Source organism: Candidatus Binataceae bacterium, from assembly GCA_035650475.1.
Taxonomy (GTDB): domain Bacteria; phylum Desulfobacterota; class Binatia; order Binatales; family Binataceae; genus JAKAVN01.
This window is the reverse complement of the sequence record DASRHP010000008.1, coordinates 186,875-210,100: the sequence shown is the minus strand read 5'-3', so window position 1 is coordinate 210,100 and position 23,226 is coordinate 186,875. Positions and strand designations below refer to the sequence as shown.

27 protein-coding genes are annotated in these 23,226 nt (G+C 67.5%); 13 read left to right on the top strand and 14 right to left on the bottom strand.

All coding sequences use genetic code 11. The features are described from left to right. Positions 1-59: 59 nt before the first annotated feature. From VFB33_06030 to VFB33_06020, 3 genes are all read right to left on the bottom strand, one after another. Positions 60-830 carry an enoyl-CoA hydratase/isomerase family protein gene (locus VFB33_06030; GenBank protein ID HZO81236.1) on the bottom strand — a complete coding sequence of 257 codons (771 nt, stop codon included), beginning with the start codon at positions 828-830 and terminating at the stop codon, positions 60-62. A 130-nt stretch (positions 831-960) separates the two neighbouring features. Then, a complete protein-coding gene (locus tag VFB33_06025; protein HZO81235.1) occupies positions 961-1,740 on the bottom strand; it encodes an enoyl-CoA hydratase/isomerase family protein in 780 nt (259 codons plus the stop codon). A 65-nt stretch (positions 1,741-1,805) separates the two neighbouring features. Then, complete coding sequence (locus VFB33_06020; GenBank protein ID HZO81234.1) at positions 1,806-2,261, bottom strand: Mut7-C RNAse domain-containing protein; 456 nt, start codon at positions 2,259-2,261, stop codon at positions 1,806-1,808. A gap of 71 nt (positions 2,262-2,332) precedes the next feature. On the opposite strand from VFB33_06020, the gene VFB33_06015 reads away from it, so the two are divergent. Both VFB33_06015 and VFB33_06010 read left to right on the top strand, forming a co-directional pair. Then, positions 2,333-2,965: an alpha/beta fold hydrolase gene (locus VFB33_06015; protein ID HZO81233.1), complete on the top strand. Its 633-nt coding sequence runs from the start codon at positions 2,333-2,335 to the stop codon at positions 2,963-2,965. A gap of 232 nt (positions 2,966-3,197) precedes the next feature. Further along, positions 3,198-3,671 carry a response regulator gene (locus VFB33_06010; GenBank protein HZO81232.1) on the top strand — a complete coding sequence of 158 codons (474 nt, stop codon included), beginning with the start codon at positions 3,198-3,200 and terminating at the stop codon, positions 3,669-3,671. Positions 3,672-3,781: 110 nt separating this feature from the next. Here the strand turns inward: VFB33_06010 and VFB33_06005 are convergent, their stop codons facing one another. The 5 genes from VFB33_06005 to VFB33_05985 all read right to left on the bottom strand — a co-directional run bounded on the left by VFB33_06005 (position 3,782) and on the right by VFB33_05985 (position 8,723). Then, positions 3,782-4,132, bottom strand: a complete 351-nt coding sequence (locus VFB33_06005) for an RNA-binding protein (protein ID HZO81231.1) — start codon at positions 4,130-4,132, stop codon at positions 3,782-3,784. 168 nt (positions 4,133-4,300) lie between these two features. Further along, complete coding sequence (locus tag VFB33_06000) at positions 4,301-4,756, bottom strand: hypothetical protein (protein ID HZO81230.1); 456 nt, start codon at positions 4,754-4,756, stop codon at positions 4,301-4,303. 327 nt (positions 4,757-5,083) lie between these two features. Continuing rightward, the gene (locus VFB33_05995; protein ID HZO81229.1) at positions 5,084-6,268 is read right to left on the bottom strand and encodes an acetyl-CoA acetyltransferase; all 1,185 of its coding nucleotides are present in this window, start codon (positions 6,266-6,268) and stop codon (positions 5,084-5,086) included. A gap of 20 nt (positions 6,269-6,288) precedes the next feature. After that, complete coding sequence (locus tag VFB33_05990) at positions 6,289-7,698, bottom strand: OB-fold domain-containing protein (GenBank protein ID HZO81228.1); 1,410 nt, start codon at positions 7,696-7,698, stop codon at positions 6,289-6,291. Between the two features lie 44 nt (positions 7,699-7,742). Continuing rightward, positions 7,743-8,723, bottom strand: coding sequence for a quinone oxidoreductase (locus tag VFB33_05985; GenBank protein HZO81227.1), 981 nt, complete (start codon positions 8,721-8,723; stop codon positions 7,743-7,745). A 167-nt stretch (positions 8,724-8,890) separates the two neighbouring features. Between VFB33_05985 and VFB33_05980 the strand changes: the two genes are divergently transcribed. Beyond that, on the top strand, positions 8,891-9,763 hold the full coding sequence (locus VFB33_05980; protein ID HZO81226.1) for an alpha/beta hydrolase: 873 nt from the start codon (positions 8,891-8,893) through the stop codon (positions 9,761-9,763). A gap of 5 nt (positions 9,764-9,768) precedes the next feature. Here VFB33_05980 and VFB33_05975 read toward each other — a convergent pair whose 3' ends face one another. From VFB33_05975 to VFB33_05960, 4 genes are all read right to left on the bottom strand, one after another. Then, the gene (locus VFB33_05975; protein ID HZO81225.1) at positions 9,769-10,953 is read right to left on the bottom strand and encodes a hypothetical protein; all 1,185 of its coding nucleotides are present in this window, start codon (positions 10,951-10,953) and stop codon (positions 9,769-9,771) included. A gap of 49 nt (positions 10,954-11,002) precedes the next feature. Then, a complete protein-coding gene (gene efp / locus VFB33_05970; protein ID HZO81224.1) occupies positions 11,003-11,566 on the bottom strand; it encodes an elongation factor P in 564 nt (187 codons plus the stop codon). Positions 11,567-11,660: 94 nt separating this feature from the next. Next, positions 11,661-13,133 carry a hypothetical protein gene (locus VFB33_05965; protein HZO81223.1) on the bottom strand — a complete coding sequence of 491 codons (1,473 nt, stop codon included), beginning with the start codon at positions 13,131-13,133 and terminating at the stop codon, positions 11,661-11,663. Between the two features lie 93 nt (positions 13,134-13,226). Further along, the gene (locus tag VFB33_05960) at positions 13,227-13,382 is read right to left on the bottom strand and encodes a hypothetical protein (GenBank protein HZO81222.1); all 156 of its coding nucleotides are present in this window, start codon (positions 13,380-13,382) and stop codon (positions 13,227-13,229) included. Positions 13,383-13,684: 302 nt separating this feature from the next. Here VFB33_05960 and VFB33_05955 point away from each other — a divergent pair, with 302 nt between their 5' ends. From VFB33_05955 to VFB33_05910, 10 genes are all read left to right on the top strand, one after another. Further along, positions 13,685-14,728 carry a glycine cleavage T C-terminal barrel domain-containing protein gene (locus VFB33_05955; GenBank protein HZO81221.1) on the top strand — a complete coding sequence of 348 codons (1,044 nt, stop codon included), beginning with the start codon at positions 13,685-13,687 and terminating at the stop codon, positions 14,726-14,728. A gap of 111 nt (positions 14,729-14,839) precedes the next feature. After that, a complete protein-coding gene (locus VFB33_05950) occupies positions 14,840-14,983 on the top strand; it encodes a desulfoferrodoxin (protein HZO81220.1) in 144 nt (47 codons plus the stop codon). Positions 14,984-15,058: 75 nt separating this feature from the next. After that, the gene (locus tag VFB33_05945) at positions 15,059-16,612 is read left to right on the top strand and encodes an amidohydrolase family protein (protein ID HZO81219.1); all 1,554 of its coding nucleotides are present in this window, start codon (positions 15,059-15,061) and stop codon (positions 16,610-16,612) included. Between the two features lie 84 nt (positions 16,613-16,696). Continuing rightward, positions 16,697-17,500 (top strand): enoyl-CoA hydratase/isomerase family protein, encoded by an 804-nt coding sequence (locus VFB33_05940; protein ID HZO81218.1) that lies wholly within the window; start codon positions 16,697-16,699, stop codon positions 17,498-17,500. Between the two features lie 4 nt (positions 17,501-17,504). Continuing rightward, positions 17,505-19,058, top strand: coding sequence for a long-chain-fatty-acid--CoA ligase (locus VFB33_05935; GenBank protein HZO81217.1), 1,554 nt, complete (start codon positions 17,505-17,507; stop codon positions 19,056-19,058). Further along, positions 19,030-19,824: an enoyl-CoA hydratase-related protein gene (locus VFB33_05930; protein ID HZO81216.1), complete on the top strand. Its 795-nt coding sequence runs from the start codon at positions 19,030-19,032 to the stop codon at positions 19,822-19,824. The genes VFB33_05935 and VFB33_05930 overlap by 29 nt, the downstream gene beginning before the upstream one ends. A gap of 42 nt (positions 19,825-19,866) precedes the next feature. Then, positions 19,867-19,986 carry a desulfoferrodoxin gene (locus VFB33_05925; protein ID HZO81215.1) on the top strand — a complete coding sequence of 40 codons (120 nt, stop codon included), beginning with the start codon at positions 19,867-19,869 and terminating at the stop codon, positions 19,984-19,986. A gap of 102 nt (positions 19,987-20,088) precedes the next feature. Further along, positions 20,089-20,733: a polysaccharide deacetylase family protein gene (locus tag VFB33_05920; GenBank protein ID HZO81214.1), complete on the top strand. Its 645-nt coding sequence runs from the start codon at positions 20,089-20,091 to the stop codon at positions 20,731-20,733. A gap of 59 nt (positions 20,734-20,792) precedes the next feature. Continuing rightward, the gene (locus VFB33_05915) at positions 20,793-21,050 is read left to right on the top strand and encodes a GlsB/YeaQ/YmgE family stress response membrane protein (GenBank protein ID HZO81213.1); all 258 of its coding nucleotides are present in this window, start codon (positions 20,793-20,795) and stop codon (positions 21,048-21,050) included. A gap of 24 nt (positions 21,051-21,074) precedes the next feature. Further along, complete coding sequence (locus tag VFB33_05910) at positions 21,075-21,632, top strand: DUF983 domain-containing protein (protein HZO81212.1); 558 nt, start codon at positions 21,075-21,077, stop codon at positions 21,630-21,632. A gap of 54 nt (positions 21,633-21,686) precedes the next feature. On the opposite strand, the gene VFB33_05905 is transcribed toward VFB33_05910, so the two are convergent. Together VFB33_05905 and VFB33_05900 are read right to left on the bottom strand one after the other, a co-directional pair. Continuing rightward, positions 21,687-22,184 carry a hypothetical protein gene (locus tag VFB33_05905; protein ID HZO81211.1) on the bottom strand — a complete coding sequence of 166 codons (498 nt, stop codon included), beginning with the start codon at positions 22,182-22,184 and terminating at the stop codon, positions 21,687-21,689. Between the two features lie 154 nt (positions 22,185-22,338). After that, a complete protein-coding gene (locus VFB33_05900) occupies positions 22,339-23,181 on the bottom strand; it encodes a radical SAM protein (GenBank protein HZO81210.1) in 843 nt (280 codons plus the stop codon). Positions 23,182-23,226: the final 45 nt, after the last annotated feature.

The following is a 23,226-nucleotide window of genomic DNA, read 5'->3' as shown; positions in this document are numbered from 1 at the left end:
CAACGCGACGAGCGCGCGCCTCTGCCAGGGTCGGCGGAGAGCCGTTTTTCAGCGCAGCACTATTCGGCGCGCCAGACGGGCTTGCGCTTTTCGAGGAAGGCGCGGATGCCTTCCTTGGCGTCCTTGCTCGCACGCACCATCCGGCCCATCTCCAGGATATCGTCGTGCCAGGCGTCGAACGCCGCGCTCATCGAGCGCCGCAAGCTCTTCTTCATCGTGCGCAGCGAGAGCGGCGCGTTGGCGGCGACCTTCTCCGCCCACGCGACCGCCGCCGCGTCGAGCTTGTCGACCGCCACCACCTCGTGCACCATTCCCATCTGGAGCGCGCGCTCGGCGGTCACGGGCTCGCCGGTGTAGAGGATCTGCGCGGTATTGGCGGAACCGATGACTTCGATGAGCTTGCGGATGAAGTCGTAGGGCACCAGCAGCCCGACCCGCGCGACCGTCATCCCGATCCGCGCGTCCTGCGCCGCCACGCGCAGGTCGCAATGCAGCGCGAGCTCGCATCCGCCCGCCAGCGCCGCGCCCTGCACGGCCGCGATGGTCGGAACCGGGAACTGCTCGAGGCGATGGAAGACGCGCTCGATGCCGACCGGGCTGTGGCCGCCTTCGAGGCGATCGGCCTCGGCGAGGTCGAGTCCGGCGCAGAAGCTCTTGCCGGCGCCGCGCACGATGAGGGCGCGGATTTCCTTGTCGTTCTCGCTGGCGGCGAGCGCCTTGTCCATCGCTTCGAGCAGCGCGGCATTGAGCGAGTTGCGCTTTTCCGGGCGGTTGAGCGTTAGGGTCAGATAGTTGGGTTGGCGCTCGATCTTGAGGACTTCTTCGGCCATGGAAGCAACTCCTTAGAACTGTGGGAGCATCGTGAATTTCGGGGCCCGAGCATCGCACGAGCGCGCGCCGCCCTTCAAGGGCCGGCGAAGGCGCAGCGCGCGGCCCGGGCGAAAAACGTCCGGGCGCCGTTCACTCGCCGCTCCAGAGGGGCTTGCGCTTTTCCAGGAACGCGCGCACGCCCTCCTTGGCGTCCTTGCTGCGCCACACCGCCGCGCGCATCTCGTCGATATCCTTGTGCTCGACGTTGTAGGCGTCGCTCAGGCAGCGGCGGATCGAGGCCTTCATCGCGCGCAGCGAAAGCGGCGCATTGGCGGCGATCTTCTCGGCCAGGCTGTCGGCCTCCGCGCCAAGCCGCTCGTCGGACACCACACGGTCGACGAGCCCGATTTCGAGCGCCCGCCGCGCGGCTATCGGCTCGGCCGTGTACATAATCTCCGCCGTATGTGCCGGGCCGACCAACGCCATGAACTTGCGGAAGACGAAGTAGTCGGGCACGCGGCCGATCCGCGCCGGCGTCATCCCGAGCGCCGCGCCTTCGGCCGCGATGCGCAGATCGCAGAGCAGCGCGAGCACCAGCCCGCCGGTCAGTGTCGGGCCCTGGACGGCGGCGATCGTCGGGATCGGCAGGCCTTCGAGGCGGGTGAAAATCTGATGTGCGGTAACGGTCGGCGCGGCGCCTGCCGCCTCGACCTCGTCGATCTCGCGCAGGTCGATGCCGGAGGAAAAGGCGCGCCCCTCGCCGCGCAGGACGACCGCGCGAATAGCCGTGTCGGCCTCGATCGCGTCGAAGGCGCGGTTGAACTGTTCGAACATCGCGCGGTTGAGGGCGTTGCGCTTCTCGGGGCGATTCATCGTGAGGGTCACGTGATTCGCCCGGCGGTCGAATTTCAGCACGTCGCTATCGGCCATCGCGGTCGCTCCTTGGCGGGGGTTGACAAGGGGCGAGAATCGCACGGCCCGCGCGCGCGGTTCAACTACAGACCCATCGCGGCCAGTTCGCGCCGGATGCGTTCCGGATGGGTCGCGCCCCAGTAGATCCGGCCGCATCGCGGACACAGCGCAAAACGCTCGTGGCTCGCATAGACGAATGGCGGCACGCGGCGGACCACCGTGTCGCGGCCGACCTCGCGCAGCAGCTCGTTGCATCGCGAGCAGCGGGTGAACGCGGCCGGCCGCGGATCGAAGCGATGGCGCGCCATCACCTCGCGGATCTGGTCGCGGATAAGGTTGCTCTCGAGATAGATCGCGTCGGGCGCGGTGCGCAGGCGCTTGTCGCGGGTCAGCGTTACGCGTCCCTCGGCGCGCGCGCGGCGCAGCAGCTTGTCGCTGCCCAGCGCGGGGTCGAACATAACGTCGGCGCCGAGCAATCTCAGCCAGCGTGCCAGCCGCGCCAGCATCCGGTCGGCCGCGAACTTTACCGGTTCGTCCATTGCGCCACGCTATAGTATAGCAGGGTGATACGTGCTGCGGCCGCGTCGGCGCGCGCAGGGGAGAAGCAGCGATGAACGAAGAGCGAATCACGTTCAAGTCGGGAGAGCTCACGCTGGAGGGAATGCTCGCGCGGCCGGACGGCCCGGGGCCGCATCGCGCCGCTGTCGTCTGCCATCCCCATCCGCTGTACGGCGGCTCGATGTACAACAACGTGGTGGACGCGATGTTCGAGGCACTGCACGCGCGCGGTTGCGCCACCCTGCGCTTCAACTTCCGCGGCGTCGGCCGGAGCGAAGGCGAGTTCGACAACGGCCACGGCGAGGCCGACGACGCCGCGGCGGCGATTCGCTTTCTCACCGCGCAAGGCGGAGTGCGCCGCGACGGCGCGGTTATCGCAGGTTACTCCTTCGGCGCGATGGTTGCGGTGCGCGCGGCGCGCAGCCAGCCCGAGATCGGCGCGATCGTGGCGGTAGCGCTGCCGATCGGGATGGTCGAACCGGCGGTGCTCGCCTCGATCCGCAAGCCGATCTTGCTGCTCGCCGGCGACCACGACAGCTACTGCCCGGCCAACCATCTGAGCGCGCTCGCTGAGCGGCTCGGCACCCTGGCGCAGCTCAAGATAATCGCCGAAGCCGACCATTTCTTCAGTGGCCATGAAGAAGAGGTCACCGTCGCGCTCAAGGACGCGCTCGCGAAAGTCTGAGCGGGCGCCGCCAGGAACTCGCCCGGCTGCCGCCCAGCCCGTATCACGGGCGAGACGGCATGCTTCGCTCTCCGTATCGGCAGCAGCCGGCGGGGCTTTCATATAGTTGCAAAAGCGACCTGCTGACCGGCGATGGGTCAGGCGGAAGCTCGTCGGTGACGCGCTTGTGCGCATTCCAAGGGCTGGCGCCATTGGCACGTTGAGTGCTGTGAAGGCTGGTTGACGGATGGCGATGGCTGCGAACGATCGGTTCGAAAGCGAATGCGGGGGCGGCAAGCCGCACGCCATTGACGGTGGCCTGCGGCCCGCAGCTACAGGCACTGAAGCACAGACCGTCCTCGTAGTCGAAGACAACGTGGTCAATCGGCGGCTCGCGCAAGCTCAGCTCAGCGCGCTCGGATTCGCTGCCGACGTAGTGGCAAACGCGCAGGAGGCGTTGGCCGCGATGGCGCGCCGGCGCTACGCGCTGGTCCTGATGGACTGCCAGATGCCGGGAATGGACGGCTACCAGACGACCGCCGAGATTCGCCGACGCGAAGCGGCTGCCGCACACAGGAGTGTGGTGGTCGCAATGACCGCGCATGCGCGCCACGGCGCGCGCCGCGAATGCCTGGAGGCCGGGATGGACGATTACATCAGCAAACCGGTGGAAATCGAAGCGCTCGAAGCTCTGCTCAAGCGTTGGCTGGGTACGCCCGGGCGCTGATCATTACAGCGCTGGGCTAACAAGGCGAACGCATCGCGCCAAAGCAGCGTGCGTCGCATAACAATGCGGGCGGGCGTTTCAGCCCGCCCGCCGTGTGCCGGATGGGAAATTTACCAGCGGCGATTGCCGCCGCCGCCAAATCCGCCGCCGCCGCGACCGCCGCGGCCGCGATCACGACCGCCGCCGCCACCACCACCGCCGCTCGGACGCGGGCCCTGCTCGCGCGCCTCATTGACCTTGATCGGGCGTCCCTTGAGCTCGGAGCCGTTGAGCTCCTCGATTGCGCGGGCCGCCTCGTTCGAATCGGCCATCTGGACGAAGCCGAAGCCTCGCGACTGACCCGAGTACTTGTCGGTAATCACCGCGACGTTATCGACTTTGCCGATCTGCGAAAACAGCGCTTCCAGATCCTCGTTGGTGACCGAAAAGGCCAGGTTTCCTACATACAGCTTTGCGGGCATCTAGTGCGTGCCCTCCTAGAAAATAGATTCGCCGGGAAGCGCTCGAACAGAGAAGCCGGCCGAAAGGGCGGGCTTTAAGTGCGGGAGACTAGCCGGTTAGGATAAGAGTACGTTGGTATCCGCGTATAGTCAATTGGGGATTCGCTAGAGGTCGGCCTTGGCTTCTCCTTAGAAGGCGCCCAGGAATCGCGCGATGTCCGCCCATTTAAGGGGCGCTGGAATCCGCGCCAAAGAAGACAGCAACCGCCTCATGTGGCGCTTTACAGCGGCCTCGAAGCGCAGGCAGCTGCCGGTGATATCCGGGCCCATCGGCGCGGCTACCAGCGCGAGCCCTGCTGCCCGGGCGGCGCGTTCGGCCGGCAGCTCGTCAGAAATCAATTCGAGATCGACGCCTTCGGCGATGAACGAATCACCGCTCATCAGCCGTTCGCAAGCCTCCGAGGCCGATCGGCGGGCGAGCTCGGCGGACTCATAGCTGCGGTCGCGCCCGTTTATCCAGTTGTCGGCCCAAAACGCCCACTTCGGCTCCTGATACGTCTCGCGCGCACCGATGATCGCCGACGTCACATAGTTTTCAACTGCGGCGGCATCTCTGTATGCATCAACCTTGGCAGCGCGACGCATCGGGTACTGGCTCCTTGAGAATTGGTGCGGAAGCGGCCCGACGGGCACCAATCTTTATTCCTAACCCGCCATGGAGCATCTAATATGCCAAACGATTCCTCAAAGATCTTTAGGTTTTTTGATAAGCTCTGTTGTGCAAACGTAGCTGAACTGCACCCGAGCGTTGCAAGCCTGAGACGCACCGATGGCGTTCTCCGGATGTTACTGGCTTGAGCCGGATGTCTGGGAGCGCAAAGAAAAAGACCCCGCGCGCCATCACGCGCGGAGCCTTTGCCCATTGTACGTTTTGTGGATGCGCTACCTTTGGGGCATCCGGATTCGGCGCGGTTAGCTAACCGCGTTGCCCACCACCGACACGAAGCTGACGCATCGGCCGGGCTGGCCGCCAAGATTATGCGTAAGCCCCAAACGCGGGTTCTTTATCTGACGCGGGCCGGCCTCGCCACGCAGTTGCAGCCACATCTCGTACATCATCCGCAGGCCCGAGGCGCCGATCGGATGACCGAAGGACTTCAGCCCGCCGTCCGGATTGACCGGCAGCCGCCCTTCGAGGTCGAAGAAGCCCTCCATAACGTCCTGCCACGCGGTGCCGCGCGCACTGAAACCCAAGTCCTCATAGAGAACCAGTTCGGTTGGCGTGAAACAGTCGTGGACCTCGGCGAGGCTGATCTGCTCGCGCGGATTGGTGACGCCGGCCTGCGCGTATGCATCGCGCGCCGAGGCGACGACCTCAGGGAAGGTGGTAAAGTCGTACTCCGGCGAGAGCGGCCCCTCGGCCGGGCCGGCGACGAACGACAGCGCCTTGATATATAGCGGGTTCTTGCAGTACTTGTGCGCGTCCTCGGCGCGGACGACGACCGCGGCCGCCGAACCGTCGGAGACGCCGGAGCAGTCCATGATGCCGAGGGGGTCGGCGATCTTGGGCGAATTCTTAATCGCCTCGATCGGCACTTCCTTCTGGAACTGCGCCTTGGGATTGCGGGCGCCGTTGCGATGGTTCTTCCAGGCGATGCGCGCCAGCACGTCCTTACCCCTTTCGGGGTCGAGCCCATACTTCTTGAAATAGGCGGGCGCGAGGAGCGAGAAGAGCGCCGGCGGCGTCATGCATGCTGGCGTGCCGTCGTTGGGAGGGTTGGTCACGACCAGCCCTGAGAAGCCGGAATCCTTGAGCTTCTCGACCCCGATCGCCATCACCATGTCGAAGGCGCCTGAGGCGACCGCATAGCAAGCCTGGCGCAGCGCCTCGGAGCCGGTGGCGCACATGTTCTCGACCCGAGTGACCGGCTTGTACTGGATCTTCAGCGGCTCGGACAGCGTCAGCCCCGACACCCCGGAGCCCATCGTGCCCAGCCAGTAGGCGTCGATGTCGTTAGGATCGACGCCGGCCGACTCATAGGCTTCGTAGGCGGCCTCGACCAGGAGGTCCTCGGCGCTCTTGTCCCAATGCTCGCCGAACTTGGTGCAGCCCATCCCGACGATCGCCACCCGGTCCCTGATTCCTTTGCTTGCCATGAGCGGGTCCTCCCGGCGCCCTAACGCTTGGGTCGCGCCTTCCAGAAATAGTTGTGAATGCCGTCGGCAGTAAAGAGGCGGCGGAACGTCATTTCGACTTCATCCCCGATCGCCACCCGGTCGGGCTCGCAATCGGTCATCTCGCACAGGAAGCGCCCGCCGCCGTCGTAGTCCACGACCACGTTGATCGTCGGTGGGTTGAGCGAATAGGCAAGGCGGTCGATCGCGTAAGTTGCGACGCGGCCGGTGCGATCGGCGAACGGATACGGCTCCATCTTGTCGCGCGCGCGGCACTTGACGCATACGCGCTGCGGCGGAAGCTGCGGCGTCCCGCATGCGGTGCATCGCGAGCCCACCAGGCCGAACTTCCACTTCTCGCTGCGCAACATCGGCGGACCCGCCGGACGTTCGGGGTCGGGCCGGCGCGGCGGCTCGGTCGGCAGGATCTCGCGCCACTTGAGGTAATTGGCGTAGGAGACGTCGCCCTTGGACTCGATCATGCGGCCGACCGAATGCGCGGGGCGGAACTTCGCCACCGCCGGCGTCGCTCGCAGAATCAGCGCATCGGCGCCGTCGGCGACGCCCGCCACCAGGGTCATTTCGCCCGGCTTGAGCGTCGGCAGCACCGCGGTGAGCATCAGCCCCGCATGCGCGGCGCCGGTCTGGCCGACGGTCAGGGCGAGGGTGTCGGCCAACTTGGCCGGCTCGAGCTTCATCGCGCGCGCGACTTCCTCGGAGGCGCGCGGGTTGGGCGAGTCAAGGATCACGCGCGCCAGCGCCGTCGGCGCTACGCCGGCCTTTTGCAGCACGGCCTGGATCGCCTGGCCGAGCAGCGGCACGTAGGCCTGGGTCAGCGCAAAGCGCTCCTCCCACGAGTGGGCGAAGCGCTCGTCGGGCGTGCGCCAGGTGTCGAGGAACTCGCGCGTCAGCGAGGCGCTGGCGACGATCTCAGCGATCACGGCCTCGCCCGTCCCGAGCACGAAGGCGGCCGCGCCGTCGCCGCCGGCCTGCTCGAGTCGTCCCTCGGGCGCACCGAGCCGGCAATCGGCCATCGCGGCGACCGCCGGGCTTCCGCCCACGGCGGCGTCGGCGGCCTGGAGCAGCGCCGAGAGCCCCGCGCGCACCGAGCCGGTGAGGTCGGCGGCGCGGCTTTCGCGCGGCAACTGCGAGGCGGCGGCGACGATCGCAGCGTTGAGCTTCTCGCCGTACGGCGGGGTCGAGGTCGCGAAGAGCAGCGTGCGCGCCGGCGCGACCGGCGCGCCGCGCAGCGCGTCGCGCGTCGCCTCGACCGCCATCGACACCGCGTCCTCGTCGAAGCTTGCGACCGCGCGCTCGCCCTTCGAGGCGGGGACGCCGAGCACCTCGGCGATCGCCGCGCGTTTGAGCCGCCGGTAGGGAATATACGAGCCGTAGGAGACGATACCGACCATGGCGCGATTAAATGGCTTCCGTCCCGCGCGGTCAAGCGCGCCAACTACGGCAGCAGGACACTCGATCCCGTCGTCTGGCGGTCGCCGAGCGCGCGGTGGGCGGCGGCGGCGTCGGCCAGCTTGAAGCGCTGCTTCACCTCGCAGCGTACGATCCCGCGGGCGAGCACGTCGAACAGGTCGCGCGCCATCGCTTCGAGCTCCTCGCGCCGGGCCGCGTAGGTCTGCAGCGTCGGCCGGGTCAGATAGAGCGAGCCCTTGGCGCTCAGGATATTGACGCTGAACGGCGGCACCACGCCCGAGGCTTGCCCGTAGCTCACCATCAGGCCGCGCGGGCGCAGACAATCGAGCGACTTCATGAAGGTCGCCTGCCCGACCGAATCATAAACGACCGGCACACCCTTGCCGGCAGTGATTTCCTTGACCCGCGAGACGAAGTCCTCGCGCGAGTAATTGATCGTGTGGGCGCATCCGTTTTGCGCCGCCAGGCGCGCCTTCTCGTCGCTGCCGATGGTACCAATCACGGTGGCGCCAAGATGCTTCGCCCACTGGCACAGGATGAGGCCGACGCCGCCCGCCGCCGCGTGCACCAGGATCGTCTCGCCGGGCTTGAGCGGATAGGTGGAATGGATGAGAAAATGCGCGGTCAGGCCTTTGAGCATCGCCGCCGCCGCGGTTTCGTCGTCGATGCGATCGGGCAGCTTCACCAAAAAGCGCGCCGGCATCACGCGCGCCTCGGCATACGAGCCCATCGGCCCGCCACAGTACGCAACGCGGTCGCCCACCTTGACCTCGCTCACACCGGGGCCGACCGCCTCGACCACGCCGGCGCCCTCGTTGCCGGGCGTGTACGGCATCGTACCCGCGGGGTAGACACCTGTGCGGAAGTAGATGTCGACGAAGTTAAGCCCGATCGCGCGATGGCGTACGCGCGCCTCGCCGGGCCCCGGCTCGCCAACCTCGCGCTGTTCGAGCTTGAGCACTTCGGGCCCGCCGGTCTGATGGACCATAATCGCTTTAACTTGCATAAGAGCTCCGTCTTACGATGGGCGCGGCGGCAATCGGGCGCCCCGCATCAGGGATCGTCGCGAGTATTGCGCGATGCGCGCGCTTTTGCCACGCCGACGCGCTTGCCGCCGCACGAGCCGCTACGATATGAGAGCTTTGCATCGGCGAGCGACCCGGGAGAACGCCAATGCCGCACATCACCACCGACGACGGCGTGAAGCTCTACTACGAGGAGGCCGGCGAGGGGATGCCGGTCGTCTTCGTCCACGAGTTTGCCGGCGACCATCGCAGTTACGAGCCGCAAGTCCGCTACTTCTGCCGACGCTACCGATGCGTCGCCTACAACGCGCGCGGCTACCCGCCCTCCGACGTTCCCGAGGACGTCTCGAAGTACTCCCAGGCGCGCGCCCGCGACGATATCCGCGCCGTGCTCGACGGGCTCGGGATCGACAAGGCGCATATCGTCGGCATCTCGATGGGCGGATTTGCGACGCTGCACTTCGGGATGCGCTATCCCGAACGCGCGCGCTCGCTGGTTATCGGCGGATGTGGCTACGGCGCCGACCCCAACCGGCGCGCGCAGTTCAAAGAGGAAGCGGAGAAGGCGGCGCAGATGTTCGACCATATGCCCATCGCCGAATCAGCAAAGCGCTACGCGCTCGGCCCCACGCGCGTCCAGCTGCAGAACAAGGACCGCCGCGGATGGGAGGAGTTCGCGGCGCAGCTCGCCGAGCATTCGGCCCGCGGCTCCGCCAACACGCTGCGCGGCGTGCAGAAAGAGCGTCCATCGCTCTACGACCTCGTCGATCAGATGAAGAAAATCGCGCTGCCGACGCTGGTGATGACCGGCGACGAGGACGACCCGTGCCTGGAGGCGGCGCTCCTGATGAAACGCACGATCGCAAGCGCGGGACTGGTGATGCTGCCCAGGACCGGACACGCGCTCAACCTGGAGGAACCCGCGCTGTTCAATCAGATGCTCGACGAGTTCTTTCATCAGGTGGAGGCGGGGCGCTGGACCACGCGCGACCCGCGCTCGACCACGGAAAAGATATTGTAGCGCGCTCAGTTGCGGCAGACGTAAACCGCGGCAGGAGCGCCGAGAATCGTCACCCGCCGGATCGATTCGACGCGGAGCCAGCCGCGCGCCGCCGCGTCGTGCATCAGCGCGCGCTCCGCCGTAATCAGCACCAGCCGCCCGCCCGGCCTGACCACGCGCGCGAACTCCTCGAACAGGCGCGGATAGAGCCGGCGGTTCTCCGGATGGGATCCGTACTTCGTGCCCCAGGGCAGGTTGGTCACAAGATGGGTCGCCGCTCCGGCGCGCATCGGAATACGCGCGGCGTCCGCGCGTGCGAGCCCGATCGGCTTGTAGCGCGGACCGATATTCGCCGCCGCGGCGGCGAGCGCCTCGGCATCGCGGTCGTATCCGGCCAGCATCGCGTAGCGCGCAAGATGGGCGCGTTCGATCAGGATCGTCCCCGCGCCGCACATCGGATCGACCACCACGTCTTCGGCACCCGGACCGCTCAGCCATCCAAGCGCCGCCGCGACCGCCGGGCGCAGCGAGCCTGAGCGATGGGCGATTTTGTACTCGCGATGGCGCATCCGCTCGTCCACCAGCCGCAGCGCGAGGAACAGCTCGCCGCCGAGCATCGTCGCCCAGAACTCGACGTCGGCGTCGTCGCCGGCAAGCCGCCATGAATGGTCTGCGCGCTCGGCGATCCCGCGCTCGACCGCGCGCTGAAAGTCGAGCCGACGAAATTCGTGCCCGCCGACAAGGCGCGCGATCACGCGAAAGCCCAGCCGGCGCCCCGCACGGCTGCCCGGGGTAAGCCGCACGCGCGCGCCGAGCGCCGCTTCGACGTAGGGCGCCTCGCGGGCCGCGGCGCGCACCTTGTCGAGCGCGGCGGACGAGGCCGGAAGCCCCGCGCGGTAGCCGGCCAGCGCGAAGACGTCCTCGACGGTGCGCGCGCGGACAAGCGGTTCGGGGCGCGGCGCGCTGAAGAGCGCCATCGCGGCGCGCTCCGGCACCATTCGCCGTCCCAGCTCGCGTATCGCGCCGACGTCGGCCTGGGCGTAGCGCGCGGCTATCTCCTCGGCGGCGACGCCCTCGAATCCGGGCTGGGTATGGACGACATAGACATTCGGGCCGAGGCGCAGCGGACGCGCCTCGGAGTGCTCAGCCGCGGTGCGCGGCGCGCGCCGGGGAGCCGAGCGGAGGGGGCGCTGCTCGCCGGCGGCGCTCATCGTAGCGTGCGTGCGGCCCGGGCGAGTAGCGCGCGGCGTGGCGGCGGGCCTACTTTGCGCGCGCCATGTATTCGCGCGTCTCGGTGTTGATCGTGATCGTCTCGCCCTCCTGGACAAAGTGCGGCACCTGCACCACCAGCCCGGTCTCCAGCGTGGCCGGCTTGAGCGTGTTGGTGACCGCCGCCGACTTCATCCCAGGCTCGGTGCTGACGACCTTGAGATTGACCGTCTTGGGCAGGCGGACGTTGAGCGGCGTGCTCTCGTGGAACTCGACCTCGACCTTGAGGTTGGGCGTCAGGAACGGGACCACGTCCTCGATCAGCTCCTTGGGGATGGTGATCTGGTCGTAGGTCTCGGTGTTCATGAAATGGAAGTCGTCGCCGTCCTGGTAGAGAAACTCCATCTCGACCTGGCTTAGGATGACGCGCTCGACGCGATCTTCAGAGCGGAAGCGGTTTTCGGTCTGGGTGCCGGTCTTGACGTTGCGCAGCTTGGTCTGGACCATGCCGCGCCAGTTGCCAGGCGTGATATGCGTAATGGTCATCACGCGCCAGAGATCCTTGTTGTACTCCAGGATCATCCCGGGGCGTAGCTGGGTAGCCTGAATCAGCATCTTAGGTTCACTCGCAAAGTTTCGGTCAAATAAGAAAGTCTAGCCGAGCGCGCGCGCGCTCACAACGAGGGTTCGCGCGAACCTCTGTCGGCGCTCAGCGGCCGGAAGCGCTCGGCGGCGCGGGTGCGTTGCCCCACGGATGCGCCGCGGGCGGCGCGCCGTAGGGGCTCACGCCGTACGGGCTGGCGTACGGATTCATCCCGTAGGGGCTCCCGTACAGGCCGCCGTAGGGGCTGACGCCATACGGGTTCATCCCGTAGGGCGAGACTCCGGGCCCGATATTGATATTGAACGACGGGGCCGACGAGTAGGGGTTGGCGCCATACGGCGAGTAGTACGGCGCGTACGGTGAGGCCACCATCGGCGGCGCCGCCACCCCGGGCATCCCGATCGACGACTCGACGTAGCGGTTGCCCGCGCCAAAGGCGCGAATCGTCGCCGTGCCGCCGTTCATGATGAACGTCGCGTTGAAGGCGCTGACTGACGCGCCCGAGGCCACCGGCAGCCGCTTGACCAGCCGGCCGTCAACGTAGATTCCCGCCCGGCGCACGCCGCGGCCGGAGATCTGTCCGCTCACCTGATAAACGTGCGCGAGCGCGTCAACCACGTTGACCGCCGTGACGTTGATCTGCACGTTGCCCATCGGCGCCATCGACGCAGATCCGCCGCCGCTCAACGGACCAGGCGAATCCAGCGAGTCGCTGCCCATGCTGGGAATCTCGGCCGTGTTGCCGCCCGAGGTCGCTCCGCTGCCGCGGTTGACTTCGACTCCGCCCTCCTCGGCATTGCCGGCAAGTGCCGTGGTATCGCCGGCGTAGACCGAGGCGATCGCCCTGCGCCCTGCATGGTCATAGACGCGCAGGTTGGTCGCGACGTCGGCGCCGTTGAGCGCGAGATCGAATTCGACTTTCTGGAAGCCGAGAATCTTGTCAACCTTGATCGGCTTTACCCGCCGCGCGCCCTCGTAGATGCCAGCCGATTTGAGAAAAGTGCCTTCGAAATAGCCTTTGATATGAGCCGCGCCATTCTCGACCGAGCGCGAGGTGATCTCGATCCGCGGTCCCTTGTCCGTCGCATGCTCGGGCTCCGTGCCGGCGGCGACTCCCGAACCGTCCGGCGCCGCGCCGCTGGCGCTCTCCGGCGAAGCGGCGCCGGGGGCGGCAGGCGGCGGCAGGCTCGCAGCCGCTGATGCGCGCTCGGGCGCCGAGCCAACCGCAGCAGCCGGTACGCGCTTTTCGAGCGCAGCCAGTTGCTGCTTGAGCGAATCCCAGTCGGCGGCTTTGACCGCGCCGCTGTGCGCCCTGAGCGCCCTGTCGAGCGCCGCCTCGTCGGCCTTTAGCAAGGCCATCGCCCGTCCCGCGCCCGCGCGGTCACCCTTGCTGAGCGCCTGGCTCAGCGATTGCGCGTCGCCGGCGAAGCTTGCGACCTCGCCGATCACCGGGCTGGTCGTGCCCTCGGCGCCCGCGGCATTGAGCGCATTGAGCATCGCAAACGCGCGATTGCTGAGCTCGCTCGCTGCCGCGGCATCGTCAGGCGCCCCCCACGCGCGGGGCGCGGTCAGCGCCACGCATACCGCCGTGGCCAAGAGCGCGCCCGCAAGCGCACGCCGCCATCCCCCGCGCGATGTCGCCTTAGCAACCATCACCGGCGCTTGCGACTCTCACGTACCCGGCTTCGGCGCACTCTGCTGCTTGTATTTGCCGGCAACCAACTTGATTTGCTGCGCCAGCTTCAGGAAGACCTCGCCCTCGTCAAAGATGAAGAGCGCCAGCGCGACCGCAAACCCGATTATCAGGCCCAGTATGAATGCACCCATAGATCAAACTGCGCCTCCGCCGCCAGTATACGAGATTGGCCGCGATGATAGAATTGGCGACTTTTCAGCGTCCGCGGCGGCGGCGAGCTCGGAAATTGTGCCGCGCTCGCGGCTTCTGCGACCATGCGCTCGCACTGGTTGTCGGCCACGAACGACGCGCGTAAACTTTTTCCTGTTGACGTCAGTCGCGTCGCGGTTTCGCCTTCTGTTTGGGAGACCATTCGCACTTTCCCTGCCCGAAGAGAGTTCGGGGCCAGCGGCGGCGGGTCACCGTGTTCGCCTGCCCTTGGAAGCAAGTTGGCGTGAGTAATACCCAGATTAATCCCGGATCCACTGAGATCACCGGCTTGAGCGGCCCACTCGCTGCCGAGATCGAGGCCGGCTACCGCGCCCTGCGTTACGGCGCCGGGGTGCGAGTGTGCACAGAACGTATCGTGATTCGCATGACCGGCGACGACCGCGTCTCGTTCCTGCACGGAATGTGCAGCAACGACATCAAGGGACTGGCCGCCGGTGGCGTTGTCGCGGCCCTGTTCCTGACCGAGCGCGCCCATCCGATTGCCGACGCCGTGGTATGGGCAGAGCCGGACGCCTTGCTGATCGAAACCGAGCGCGCGCTATGGCCGGCGGCGCACGAACAGCTTGAACGCTTCCTCGTCGCCGACGACGTCGAGATGGAGGAGCTCGCCGACCGCTCGGTAATCCAAATCGACGGTCCGCGCGCGACGGAGATCATGGCCGCCGCTTTCGGCGAACAGGCGGCCGGCGCGGGCGCAGGTCGTTACGTCGAGGCCGGAGACGCGCGTATCGCAACCGTCATGCGACGGGGCGCACCGGCTTTCTCGATGATCGTCGAAAACGCGCAGGCGTCGCCGATCGCCGCGCGCCTGGTCGACGCGGGCGGCGGGCGCGAAGTGTGCGAGGTTCCTGTCGATGCGACCGAAATCGTGCGGGTCGAAAGCGGCACCGCGCGTATCGGCGTCGACACCGACGCGCGCACGCTGGCGCTGGAGGCGCGGATGGAACCCGCGATCTCGTTCACCAAGGGATGCTATGTTGGCCAAGAGACGGTCGAGCGAGCAACCGCCCGCGGCGCGCTCAAGCGGCGGCTGATGGGCCTGCGGATCGACGGCGCGCGCATGCCGCAATCCGGCGCGCAGGTGATACTCGCCGGCAAAGAGGTCGGCCGCCTGACCAGCCCGCTGCGTTCGCCGCGGCTCGGCGCGATTGGCCTTGCGATCCTGCATCACAGCGCATGGACGCCGGGGGCTGCGGTCGCGGTGCGTGACGGCGGCGGCGGCGAGGCGGCGGCGCGGATAAGCGATTTGCCGTTCGCCCCCGATTGAAGAAAGACGCGCGATCCTTTAGAAAACGGCGGGGGCCTCGACGCCCGAGGAGTTCGAATCTCTACGGCCGGAGCCGCAAGGGCCGGCGACGATAACGGGGAGTGTCAGACGATGGCTAACCAGTTGGGTAAGCGTTACCAGTGCGACAAGTGCGGCACCGAAGTGCTGTGCAACAAGCCGGGCAACGGCGCGCTCGAATGCTGTGGCGGCGAGATGAAGATCAAGGAAGTCAAGCCGCTTCCGTCTTCCGATTAGCCGCACCGATAGGCGCGCGGCGTGCGCCGGGATTGACCGTGCGCGCCGCCGGGCGCTTCGCCGCGCATCTTTACGATGGCCCAGGACAAGGCCGATCTCGTTCTCCACGAGGGCGCGATCCTGGGCCATCCCGCCAGCGACTCGCTCGCGGTCGTCGGCGGCAAAATCCACAGCCACGGACCGTTCGGCGAACTTAAGTCGCTGGTAGGCCCGCGCACCCATCTAATACGCCTGGGCGGACGCACACTCGCGCCCGGCCTTATCGATTCCCACCTACATTTTCTCGAGGGCGCCTCGGCCGCCGCTGGCCTTGGCCTGTGGCGCTGCCGCACGCTCGGCGAACTGTTCGCCGAGCTGCGCGTGGCCGCGGGCAGGACGCCGCCGGGCAACTGGCTGCGGGCGTTCGGATGCGACGAGGCGCTGCTCGCCGAGCGCCGTGGCCCGACCCGCGCCGAGCTCGACCAGGCGGTGCCGAAAAATCCGCTCCGCCTGCGCCATCAGACGCTCCACGCCTCGTGGCTCAACTCGCGCGCGATCGCCGCGCTGGGCCTCGAGGGCCCCGACTTCAAACCGCCAGAGGGCGCCGTCGTGATGCGCGACGCGAGCGGACGGCTGACGGGCCTGGTGGTCGGGATGGAGAGCTGGCTGACGCGCCGGCTGCCACGCGTTACCGCGGCCGAGACGGAGGCGCGCGCGCGCCTGTTCAGCCGCGAGCTGGCCGCGGCCGGCGTCACCGCCTTTACCGACGCGACCGTGCGCAACGGCCCCGAGGAGGTCGCCCTGATGGCGCGGCTGGTCGGCGCGCACGCGGTCGTTCAACGCGTGGCGATGATGCTGGGCGCGCCGAACCTGGGCGCAATCGAAGATGCGCGCCGCGCCGCAGCGCCGGCCGGGATTTCGATCCCCGCGGTCAAGTTCATCGAAAGCGCTGGCGTCGATTATCGCGCGATCGCGCGATGGGTCGCGCGAGCGCGCCAGAGCGGCCTTGACTCGGCGTTCCATTGCACCGAGGTCGAGGAGCTCGAAGTCGCGCTCCAGGCGCTGGAGACCGCGGCGCGCGGGATGCCGCCGGCGGGCGACGGCACGCCGCTGTTCCGGATCGAGCACGGCGGCGTGATCACGCCCGACCAGCTCGACCGGCTCCGTGCGCTCGGTGCATGGGTGGTCACCAATCCCGGCTTCTCCTACTATCGCGGCGCCAAGTACGTCACCGAGCCGGGACTCATACCCTATCTCTATCGCTTGCGCAGCCTCATCGAGGCCGGACTCGAAGTCGCCGGCGCAACCGACGCACCAGTGACGCCCGCCCGCCCATTGGCGGCGATCGCTGCCGCGGCGACGCGGATTTCGATCGAAGGCTACGAGATTGGGTTGAGCGAGCGCGTCGCCATCGAGCAGGGCCTCACGCTCTTCACCTCGCGCGCGGCGCGCCTGGCGCGGCTGGAGGCGGGCGAGATCGCGCCCGGCCGCCTCGCCGACCTGATCGTGTTGCCGCGCAATCCGACCGGGCTCAAGCCGGCCGAGCTGATTAATCTGCCGGTCGATATCACGATCGTTGCCGGCCGCGTGGTCTTTGAGCGCGGCCGCCCAGAGGTCGCCGCCAGCCCCGGCGCCGACTTGTTTTCCTAGGCGCCCCCGGGTTTTTCCTTCAAGCCGCCGAAGGGCGCGAAATGAAAAAAATGAAGGAAAATCCGGCCGCCGCCGCCTCGTCCAATGAGTGAAACCCGCATCCTGGCGCCCTCACCTGGCTTCAGCACTATCCGCTTCGATAAGCGGGGCGTGGTCGCCTGGATAACGCTCAACCGCCCGCGCCAGCTCAACGCCTACAACATGGCGATGCGTGACGACCTGTTCACCGCGCTCAGCGCCATCCACGATGACCCCGAAATCCGCGCGATGGTGCTGACCGGCGCGGGGCCGGCGTTTTCGACCGGCGGCGACGTAAGCGAGTTCGGCTCGGCGCCCTCGCCCACAGTCGCGCGATGGGTGCGCTTCCGGCGCGACGTATGGGGCCGGATGCGGGGGCTGCCCTGCCCCACGATCGCGGCGGTCCACGGCTACGCGGTCGGCGGCGGGATGGAGATGGTGCTGCTGTGCGACTACGCGATCGCGGCCGACGATGCGCGTTTCTGCCTGCCGGAGACCGGCCTCGGGATGATCCCGGGCGTGGCGGGCACGCAGACTGCACCACGCCGGCTGCGTCTGGGATGGGCGCTCGACCTGTGTTTGACCGGGCGTTGGATTGACGCCAAGGAAGCTTTATTAATAGGTTTGGTCGCCGAAGTCGTACCCCGGGCGACGCTGATGCGGCGGGCCGGCGCGCTGGCGCGCCGCTTCAGCCGCATCCCGCGCGAGCGCGCCGCGATGGCCAAGCTGGCGCTCTGGGAGGGTCTGGAGCTGCCGCTCAGCGAGGCGCTGGCGATGGAGCGCCGGCTCGCCCGCAGGCTCGACAAATTATCGGCGATGGAGAATTCGCCCGGCGGGCGCCAGCGCGGCGCCGCCTTGGAGGTAACGTAGCCCCGTGAATACGGTAAATTTCGTCAGCATCCCCGCCTCGCTTCTGCCCGACCAGGAGGCCGTGGTCTTCGGCGACCGCAGGTTGACTTACGCCCAGCTCAACGAGCAGATCGGTCGGATGAGCTCGGTGTTCAAAGGCCTCGAGCTCAAACATCACGACGTGATCGCCGCCCTCGACACCAACTCCGACCGCTATATCGCCGGCTACTATGGCGCGTCCAAGGCGGGCCTCACATGGCTCCCGCTCAACTACCGCGCCAAGGACGCCGAGCTGGAGTACATGATCAACACCGCGGGCGCCAAGGTGCTGCTGGTCGGCGACCGCTACCTCGACCTCGTCACGCGCATCGCGCCCAAGCTCAAGAACGTCAAGCTCGTGGCCTTGGGCGAGGGCAGGTCCCGCATGACGCGGCTCGACGACCTGCTTGGCAAGGCCGATCCCGACGGCGACGAGGCCGAAATCGAGGACGAGGATATTTCGGTCCTGATGTACACTTCGGGCACAACCTCGCTGCCCAAGGGCGTGATGCTCAGATACCGCGACTTCACCGCCTACGTGACCGCCAATGTCGAGATGGCCGACGGCAGCGACCGCGGAACCGCTCTGGTGTGCGTGCCCTTTTACCATATCGCCGGTACCACCGCGATGATGACCAATCTGTGGACCGGGCGGCGGATGATCGTGATGCCGCAGTTCGAGCCCAAGACCTGGCTGCAACTGGTCGAACGCGAGCGCGTCACCCATGCTTTCGTCGTGCCCACGATGATGAGCCAGTTGCTTAACGAGCCCTCGTTCGCCAGGACCGACTTCTCCAGTCTCACCAATCTCGCCTACGGCGGCGCACCGATGCCGATCCAGGTTATCCGCCGCGCGATCGAGGCCTTCCCCAAAAATGTCGGCTTCGTCAACGCCTACGGCCAGACCGAGACGACCTCCTCGCTCACCGTGCTCGGCCCTGACGACCATCGGATCGAGGGCGATGCGAAGACCATTGAGCTCAAGCTCAAGCGGCTCAATTCGATCGGCCGCCCGCTACCCGACGTCGAGGTCCGCGTGCGCGACGACGACGGCAGGATCCTGCCCGCCGGCCAGGTCGGCGAGATCATCATCCGCACCCCGCGCATCATGAAGGGCTACGCCGGCCGCACCGACGACTCCGCGCTGCCCGAAGGATGGCGCGCGACCGGCGACCTCGGCTGGATCGACGAGGACGGCTACATCTTCTTCGCCGGCCGCAAGGACGACATGATCATCCGCGGGGGCGAGAATATCGCGCCGGCCGAGGTCGAAACCGTCCTGATGAGCCATCCGGCGGTCGAAGAAGCGGCGGTAATCGGCGTGCCGTCGGTCGAGTGGGGACAGACTATCAAGGCCTTCGTCGTGCGCCGCCCGATGCAAAACGTCAGCGCCGCCGACCTCAGCGAGTTCTGCCGCACGCGCCTTGCCAGCTTCAAGCGCCCCGAGGAGATCGAATTCATCGACGCCCTGCCCAAGAACCCGCTCGGCAAGATCCTGCGCAAGGAGCTGCGTGACCGGGGCGACCGCCAGCAGGCCTAAGCCGCGCGCGCGCGGCCTAGGCCCCGCGCCGCGCGAGGGCCGCATCGAGGTGGCGCGCGCGGGCGGATGCGTCAGCGCGACGCTCGATCGTCCGGGCGCGCGCAACCGGCTGAGCGCCGCGATGGCGCGCCGGCTCGTCGAACTCGCCGAGGAGGTGGAGGACGACGACGGCGCGCTGATGCTCGCGATTCGCGGCACCCGCGCCGACTTCTGCGCGGGCTTCGACGACGATGTCGATCCAGCGGTGGTAGAATCGCTCGCGGTGCTCACCAAGCCGACGCTCGCGATCATCGGCGGCGCTGCCGCCGACGAAGGGATGGAACTCGCGTTAGCGATGGACCTGCGGGTGGCGTCGGCGGGCGCGCGCTTCACGATGGGCCAGCTCGCCCGCGGCCGGCTGCCCCGCTTCGGCGGCACTCAGCGCCTGCCGCGGCTTGTCGGCGTGGCGCATGCGATGCGGATGCTACTGACCGGAGCGACGGTCGATGGCCGCGAGGCGATGCGTCTGGGGCTGGTGACCTACCTCGCGCCGTCGGCGGGCGCGCTTGAGCGGACTGCGGATGAGGTCGTGCGCGCGCTCTCAAGCCGCGGCCCAGTCGCCGCGCGCATGGCCAAGGAAGCCGTGCGCCGGGGGGCAGACCTGACGCTCGATCAGGGCATAAGGCTTGAAGAGGATCTGTATGCCCTGCTACAAACCACAGCCGACCGCGCCGAGGGCGTGCGCGCTTTTCTCGAAAAGCGCAAGCCGCTGTTTCGCGGCGCCTGAATCCGCGCGGCGCTACCTCAGCAAACGGAGTGACCAGCAACGATGGCTAACCAGCTTGGCAAGGTTTACATCTGCGGCAAGTGCGGATCACAGGTAATCGTCACCAAGGGCGGCGGCGGCACGCTCAAATGCTGCGGCGCCCCGATGGAACAGAAGAAGTAGCGGCTGCGGGCCAGCCGGCACGCGCTCCGGCCGCTTTCACCCCAACAATCCTGTGCGTGTCGCGCGGTGCCCTCGATTCAGGGCGCGACGGGGGCCGTCGAAGTGAAAGTCACGCTTAGCTTCGACAACGGCCCCGAGCCCGAGGTCACCGACCGTGTCCTCGACGTGCTCGGCGCCCACCGCTTGCGCGCGACCTTCTTCGTAATCGGCAAAAAACTCGCCGATCCCGCCCGTCGCGCGCTCGCCGAACGCGCCCACGCCGAGGGCCATTGGATCGGCAACCACAGCTTCACCCATTCCAGGCCGCTGGGCGAGCGCCTCGACCGCGACGGCGCCGCCGACGAGATCGGCCGCGCGCAGGTGATGCTCGGCGCGCTCTCCCATCCCGACCGCCTCTTCCGCCCCTTCGGCGGCGCCGGCCGGCTCCATCGCGGACTGCTCAACCGCCGTGCCGTGGATTATCTTTGCGCCGGCGGCTTCACCTGCGTGCTGTGGAACTGCGTGCCGCACGATTGGGAGGACGCCTCTGGATGGGCCGCGCGGGCGCTCGACGAGTGTCGCGCGCAGGCCTGGAGCCTGGTCGTGCTCCACGATCTGCCCACCGGCGCGATGCTCTACCTGGAGCGTTTCATCGAAGCGCTGGAGGCGGCGGGCGCCGAGATGGTGCAGGACTTTCCGCCCGCCTGCGTCCCGATCCGGCGCGGTCAGATCGTCCTGCCGATCGATTCGTACGTCGCCGCGGATTGAGCCCGCCCCGACGGCGCGCCGGGCTGCAAAAGCCGCCGCCGGCGCGATAGACTGTTTACATGCACTCCATCATCGGCGCGCTCGTCATCGGGCTTATCGCGGGATGGCTGACCGGCAAGCTGATGCGCGGCGAGGGCTACGGAATGCTCGCCGACATCCTGCTCGGTCTCGTCGGCGCGGTCATCGGCAACCGCATCTTCGATGCCTTCGGCATCGTCGCCTACGGTGGTATCGGGTACCTGGCGATGGCGCTGGTGGGGGCGATCGTGCTGGTCGGCGCCGTGCATCTGATTCGCCGCCCAGTGCCCCAACGCTAAGGCGCCCACGGCAGCCCCACCGCGATGAATGATCTCCAGGTCGTATTTGCAATGGCGGCCGCGCTGGTTGTGCTCGCGATGCTTGCCGGGCTCGGCGTGTTGCTGGCGATCGCGATGGCGCGTGATGACGGCGAGGGCGCGCGCACAGAGGCTGCAGGGGCGCAGGCGGCGCCGCGCGTCGCTGGCGCCGCGCTCTTGCGGCGCGCGGCGGGGCGACGATGCCCGCGATGCGGCCGTGGGCGCGTCTTCCGTTCCTACGTCAAGATGAACCCGCAGTGCACGGAGTGCGGCGCGGTGTTCTGGGTTGACGAGGGCGAGTGGCTGGGCCCGTTCGTGCTCGACTACGCCAGCGCGACCGGTGTCGCGATTATCGCATGGGCCGCGATCGAGCTGCTCGCGCCGCAGATCGGTTTGATTCCCGAAGTGATGTTGCTCTGCGCGGTCGTTATCGCGAGCCTGCTCTTAAGCTTCCCGTGGACGCGCAGCCTGTGGACGGTGTTTCTCTACGTCGCGGGCGCGATGGGCGAGCGGCCGGCCCGCGCGGAGGCGACCGGCACCCATCCGCCGCGCGCCGGCGCCTGAAAAAAAAGCCGGCGCGGCCGATAGGTTCGGCCGCGCCGCACTACGGTCAGGGACTTAGAAGAGCGGAAATGGCGGAGTGCCGCCGAAGGGCGTCGTGGTGCAAAAGCTCTTTCCACCCAGCAATATCGGGGGTTTTACTCCGTTCTGAGTCATGATGCTCACCTGCCCCACCAACACCGCTCCACCCGAGCCCGTGACCTCGATCACGTTGTCCGTGCCGGGCGTCGAGCCGCCCGCGAGCGTGATCTGGAGCGAAGTGTTCACCGGGATCGCGTAGTCAACCGAGTCGCCATCGCGATATTTGACGTGCACGAAACCATTGGCACCACCGATATCGCCACGGTTGGACATCGTGATGTACATAACAAAGGGTGCCCTCGCCGAGCCGGCAGCCTTGGCGGCGCCGCACTGCACGCTCACGTCCGGAGTGGGGGCCTCCTGGTCGAACAGTGCAAAGTCGGACTTCTGATTGTCCGCGCGAGCTGCGCTCAAAGACAGCAAAAGGAAAGCTCCAAGTGCCGCCATAGAAAAAAAGAGCCTGTTAATTTTCATCCTTTAACCTCCTGCTACGTCTTTGACCACGAAAAGAAACGATAACAATATTGGACTCTTGTGGCTGCGCGAGAGCAAGAAATGAATTTTGTCATTATTAAGCCAGTTTTGCCTATCCTTATTTGGAAAGACAGAAGTCGCGCGGATTTTCGCCCTACACCGCGCTGAAGCCGTCGCGGCTGAACAGCACCCGGCTCTTGCCCAGCCGCGCCCGCATCGCAGCCATCAGCGCCCCCTCCGCACCTGGGCGAAACCACCCGCCGTAGCCCAGCCGCTCGTACAGCTCGCCCATTCCCAGTGCGCGCGAGCGCTGACCGCCCGAGCCGTCGCCGTCGAAATAGGTGTCGATAACCACGCGGTCGGCGGCGGCATCGGCAAGCTCGGCCAGGCGCTCCGGATCGTTAGGTAACATCGGCGCGACCGCGAGTTGCACGAATACGCCCGCGGCGCGCAGCCGCCGCGCCGCAGCCAGCCGCCGCGCGATCGACGGCGAGGTCGGCGTAAACGCGCGGCGCACCTGTTCGTCGTCGGTCTCGACCGTAATCGACGCGATCATGCGCGGGCCGAGCCGCACGAGCAAATCGAGGTCGCGCTCGATCATCGGGCTGCGCGTCTGGAGCAGCAGGCGGCGCGGCGGACGGCGCGCGAACAGCTCGAGTGCGCCGCGCGTCAGCCGCATCCGCCGCTCCACTCCCTGGTAGGGGTCGGTAGCGCTCGACATGAAAATCGTGGTGCGCGCGAGCTTGTCCGCCGCTGCAAGCGCCTCGAGCTCGCGCGCCAGCAGCTCGCGCAGATTAGACTTGGCGATGACCCATGCGCCCCACGGCCCCGCTCCCGCACGCGCCACCGGCAGCGCCCGCACGTAGCAGAACGGGCATCCGCCGTTGTCGCCGAACGCGCATCCGACGTACGGGTTGAGCGAGTGCGTAAAGCCGCCAAGGAAGCCGCCGGTCGGCGTGAGCGCCCGCGTCGCCCGCGTCTCCGAGTACCGCCGCATCACGCGCTCCGCCCGCCGCGCCGTGCCACCATGGCCGACGACGAT

What these genes read in the sequence shown, in the direction of transcription:
- VFB33_06030 (HZO81236.1), bottom strand. Translation starts at nt 830, where the DNA reads ATGGCCGAAGAAGTCCTCAAGATCGAGCGCCAACCCAACTATCTGACC.
- VFB33_06025 (HZO81235.1), bottom strand. Translation starts at nt 1,740, where the DNA reads ATGGCCGATAGCGACGTGCTGAAATTCGACCGCCGGGCGAATCACGTG.
- VFB33_06020 (HZO81234.1), bottom strand. Translation starts at nt 2,261, where the DNA reads ATGGACGAACCGGTAAAGTTCGCGGCCGACCGGATGCTGGCGCGGCTG.
- VFB33_06015 (HZO81233.1), top strand. Translation starts at nt 2,333, where the DNA reads ATGAACGAAGAGCGAATCACGTTCAAGTCGGGAGAGCTCACGCTGGAG.
- VFB33_06010 (HZO81232.1), top strand. Translation starts at nt 3,198, where the DNA reads ATGGCTGCGAACGATCGGTTCGAAAGCGAATGCGGGGGCGGCAAGCCG.
- VFB33_06005 (HZO81231.1), bottom strand. Translation starts at nt 4,132, where the DNA reads ATGCCCGCAAAGCTGTATGTAGGAAACCTGGCCTTTTCGGTCACCAAC.
- VFB33_06000 (HZO81230.1), bottom strand. Translation starts at nt 4,756, where the DNA reads ATGCGTCGCGCTGCCAAGGTTGATGCATACAGAGATGCCGCCGCAGTT.
- VFB33_05995 (HZO81229.1), bottom strand. Translation starts at nt 6,268, where the DNA reads ATGGCAAGCAAAGGAATCAGGGACCGGGTGGCGATCGTCGGGATGGGC.
- VFB33_05990 (HZO81228.1), bottom strand. Translation starts at nt 7,698, where the DNA reads ATGGTCGGTATCGTCTCCTACGGCTCGTATATTCCCTACCGGCGGCTC.
- VFB33_05985 (HZO81227.1), bottom strand. Translation starts at nt 8,723, where the DNA reads ATGCAAGTTAAAGCGATTATGGTCCATCAGACCGGCGGGCCCGAAGTG.
- VFB33_05980 (HZO81226.1), top strand. Translation starts at nt 8,891, where the DNA reads ATGCCGCACATCACCACCGACGACGGCGTGAAGCTCTACTACGAGGAG.
- VFB33_05975 (HZO81225.1), bottom strand. Translation starts at nt 10,953, where the DNA reads ATGAGCGCCGCCGGCGAGCAGCGCCCCCTCCGCTCGGCTCCCCGGCGC.
- efp (HZO81224.1), bottom strand. Translation starts at nt 11,566, where the DNA reads ATGCTGATTCAGGCTACCCAGCTACGCCCCGGGATGATCCTGGAGTAC.
- VFB33_05960 (HZO81222.1), bottom strand. Translation starts at nt 13,382, where the DNA reads ATGGGTGCATTCATACTGGGCCTGATAATCGGGTTTGCGGTCGCGCTG.
- VFB33_05950 (HZO81220.1), top strand. Translation starts at nt 14,840, where the DNA reads ATGGCTAACCAGTTGGGTAAGCGTTACCAGTGCGACAAGTGCGGCACC.
- VFB33_05945 (HZO81219.1), top strand. Translation starts at nt 15,059, where the DNA reads ATGGCCCAGGACAAGGCCGATCTCGTTCTCCACGAGGGCGCGATCCTG.
- VFB33_05940 (HZO81218.1), top strand. Translation starts at nt 16,697, where the DNA reads ATGAGTGAAACCCGCATCCTGGCGCCCTCACCTGGCTTCAGCACTATC.
- VFB33_05925 (HZO81215.1), top strand. Translation starts at nt 19,867, where the DNA reads ATGGCTAACCAGCTTGGCAAGGTTTACATCTGCGGCAAGTGCGGATCA.
- VFB33_05915 (HZO81213.1), top strand. Translation starts at nt 20,793, where the DNA reads ATGCACTCCATCATCGGCGCGCTCGTCATCGGGCTTATCGCGGGATGG.
- VFB33_05910 (HZO81212.1), top strand. Translation starts at nt 21,075, where the DNA reads ATGAATGATCTCCAGGTCGTATTTGCAATGGCGGCCGCGCTGGTTGTG.
- VFB33_05905 (HZO81211.1), bottom strand. Translation starts at nt 22,184, where the DNA reads ATGAAAATTAACAGGCTCTTTTTTTCTATGGCGGCACTTGGAGCTTTC.
- VFB33_05900 (HZO81210.1), bottom strand. Translation starts at nt 23,181, where the DNA reads ATGCGGCGGTACTCGGAGACGCGGGCGACGCGGGCGCTCACGCCGACC.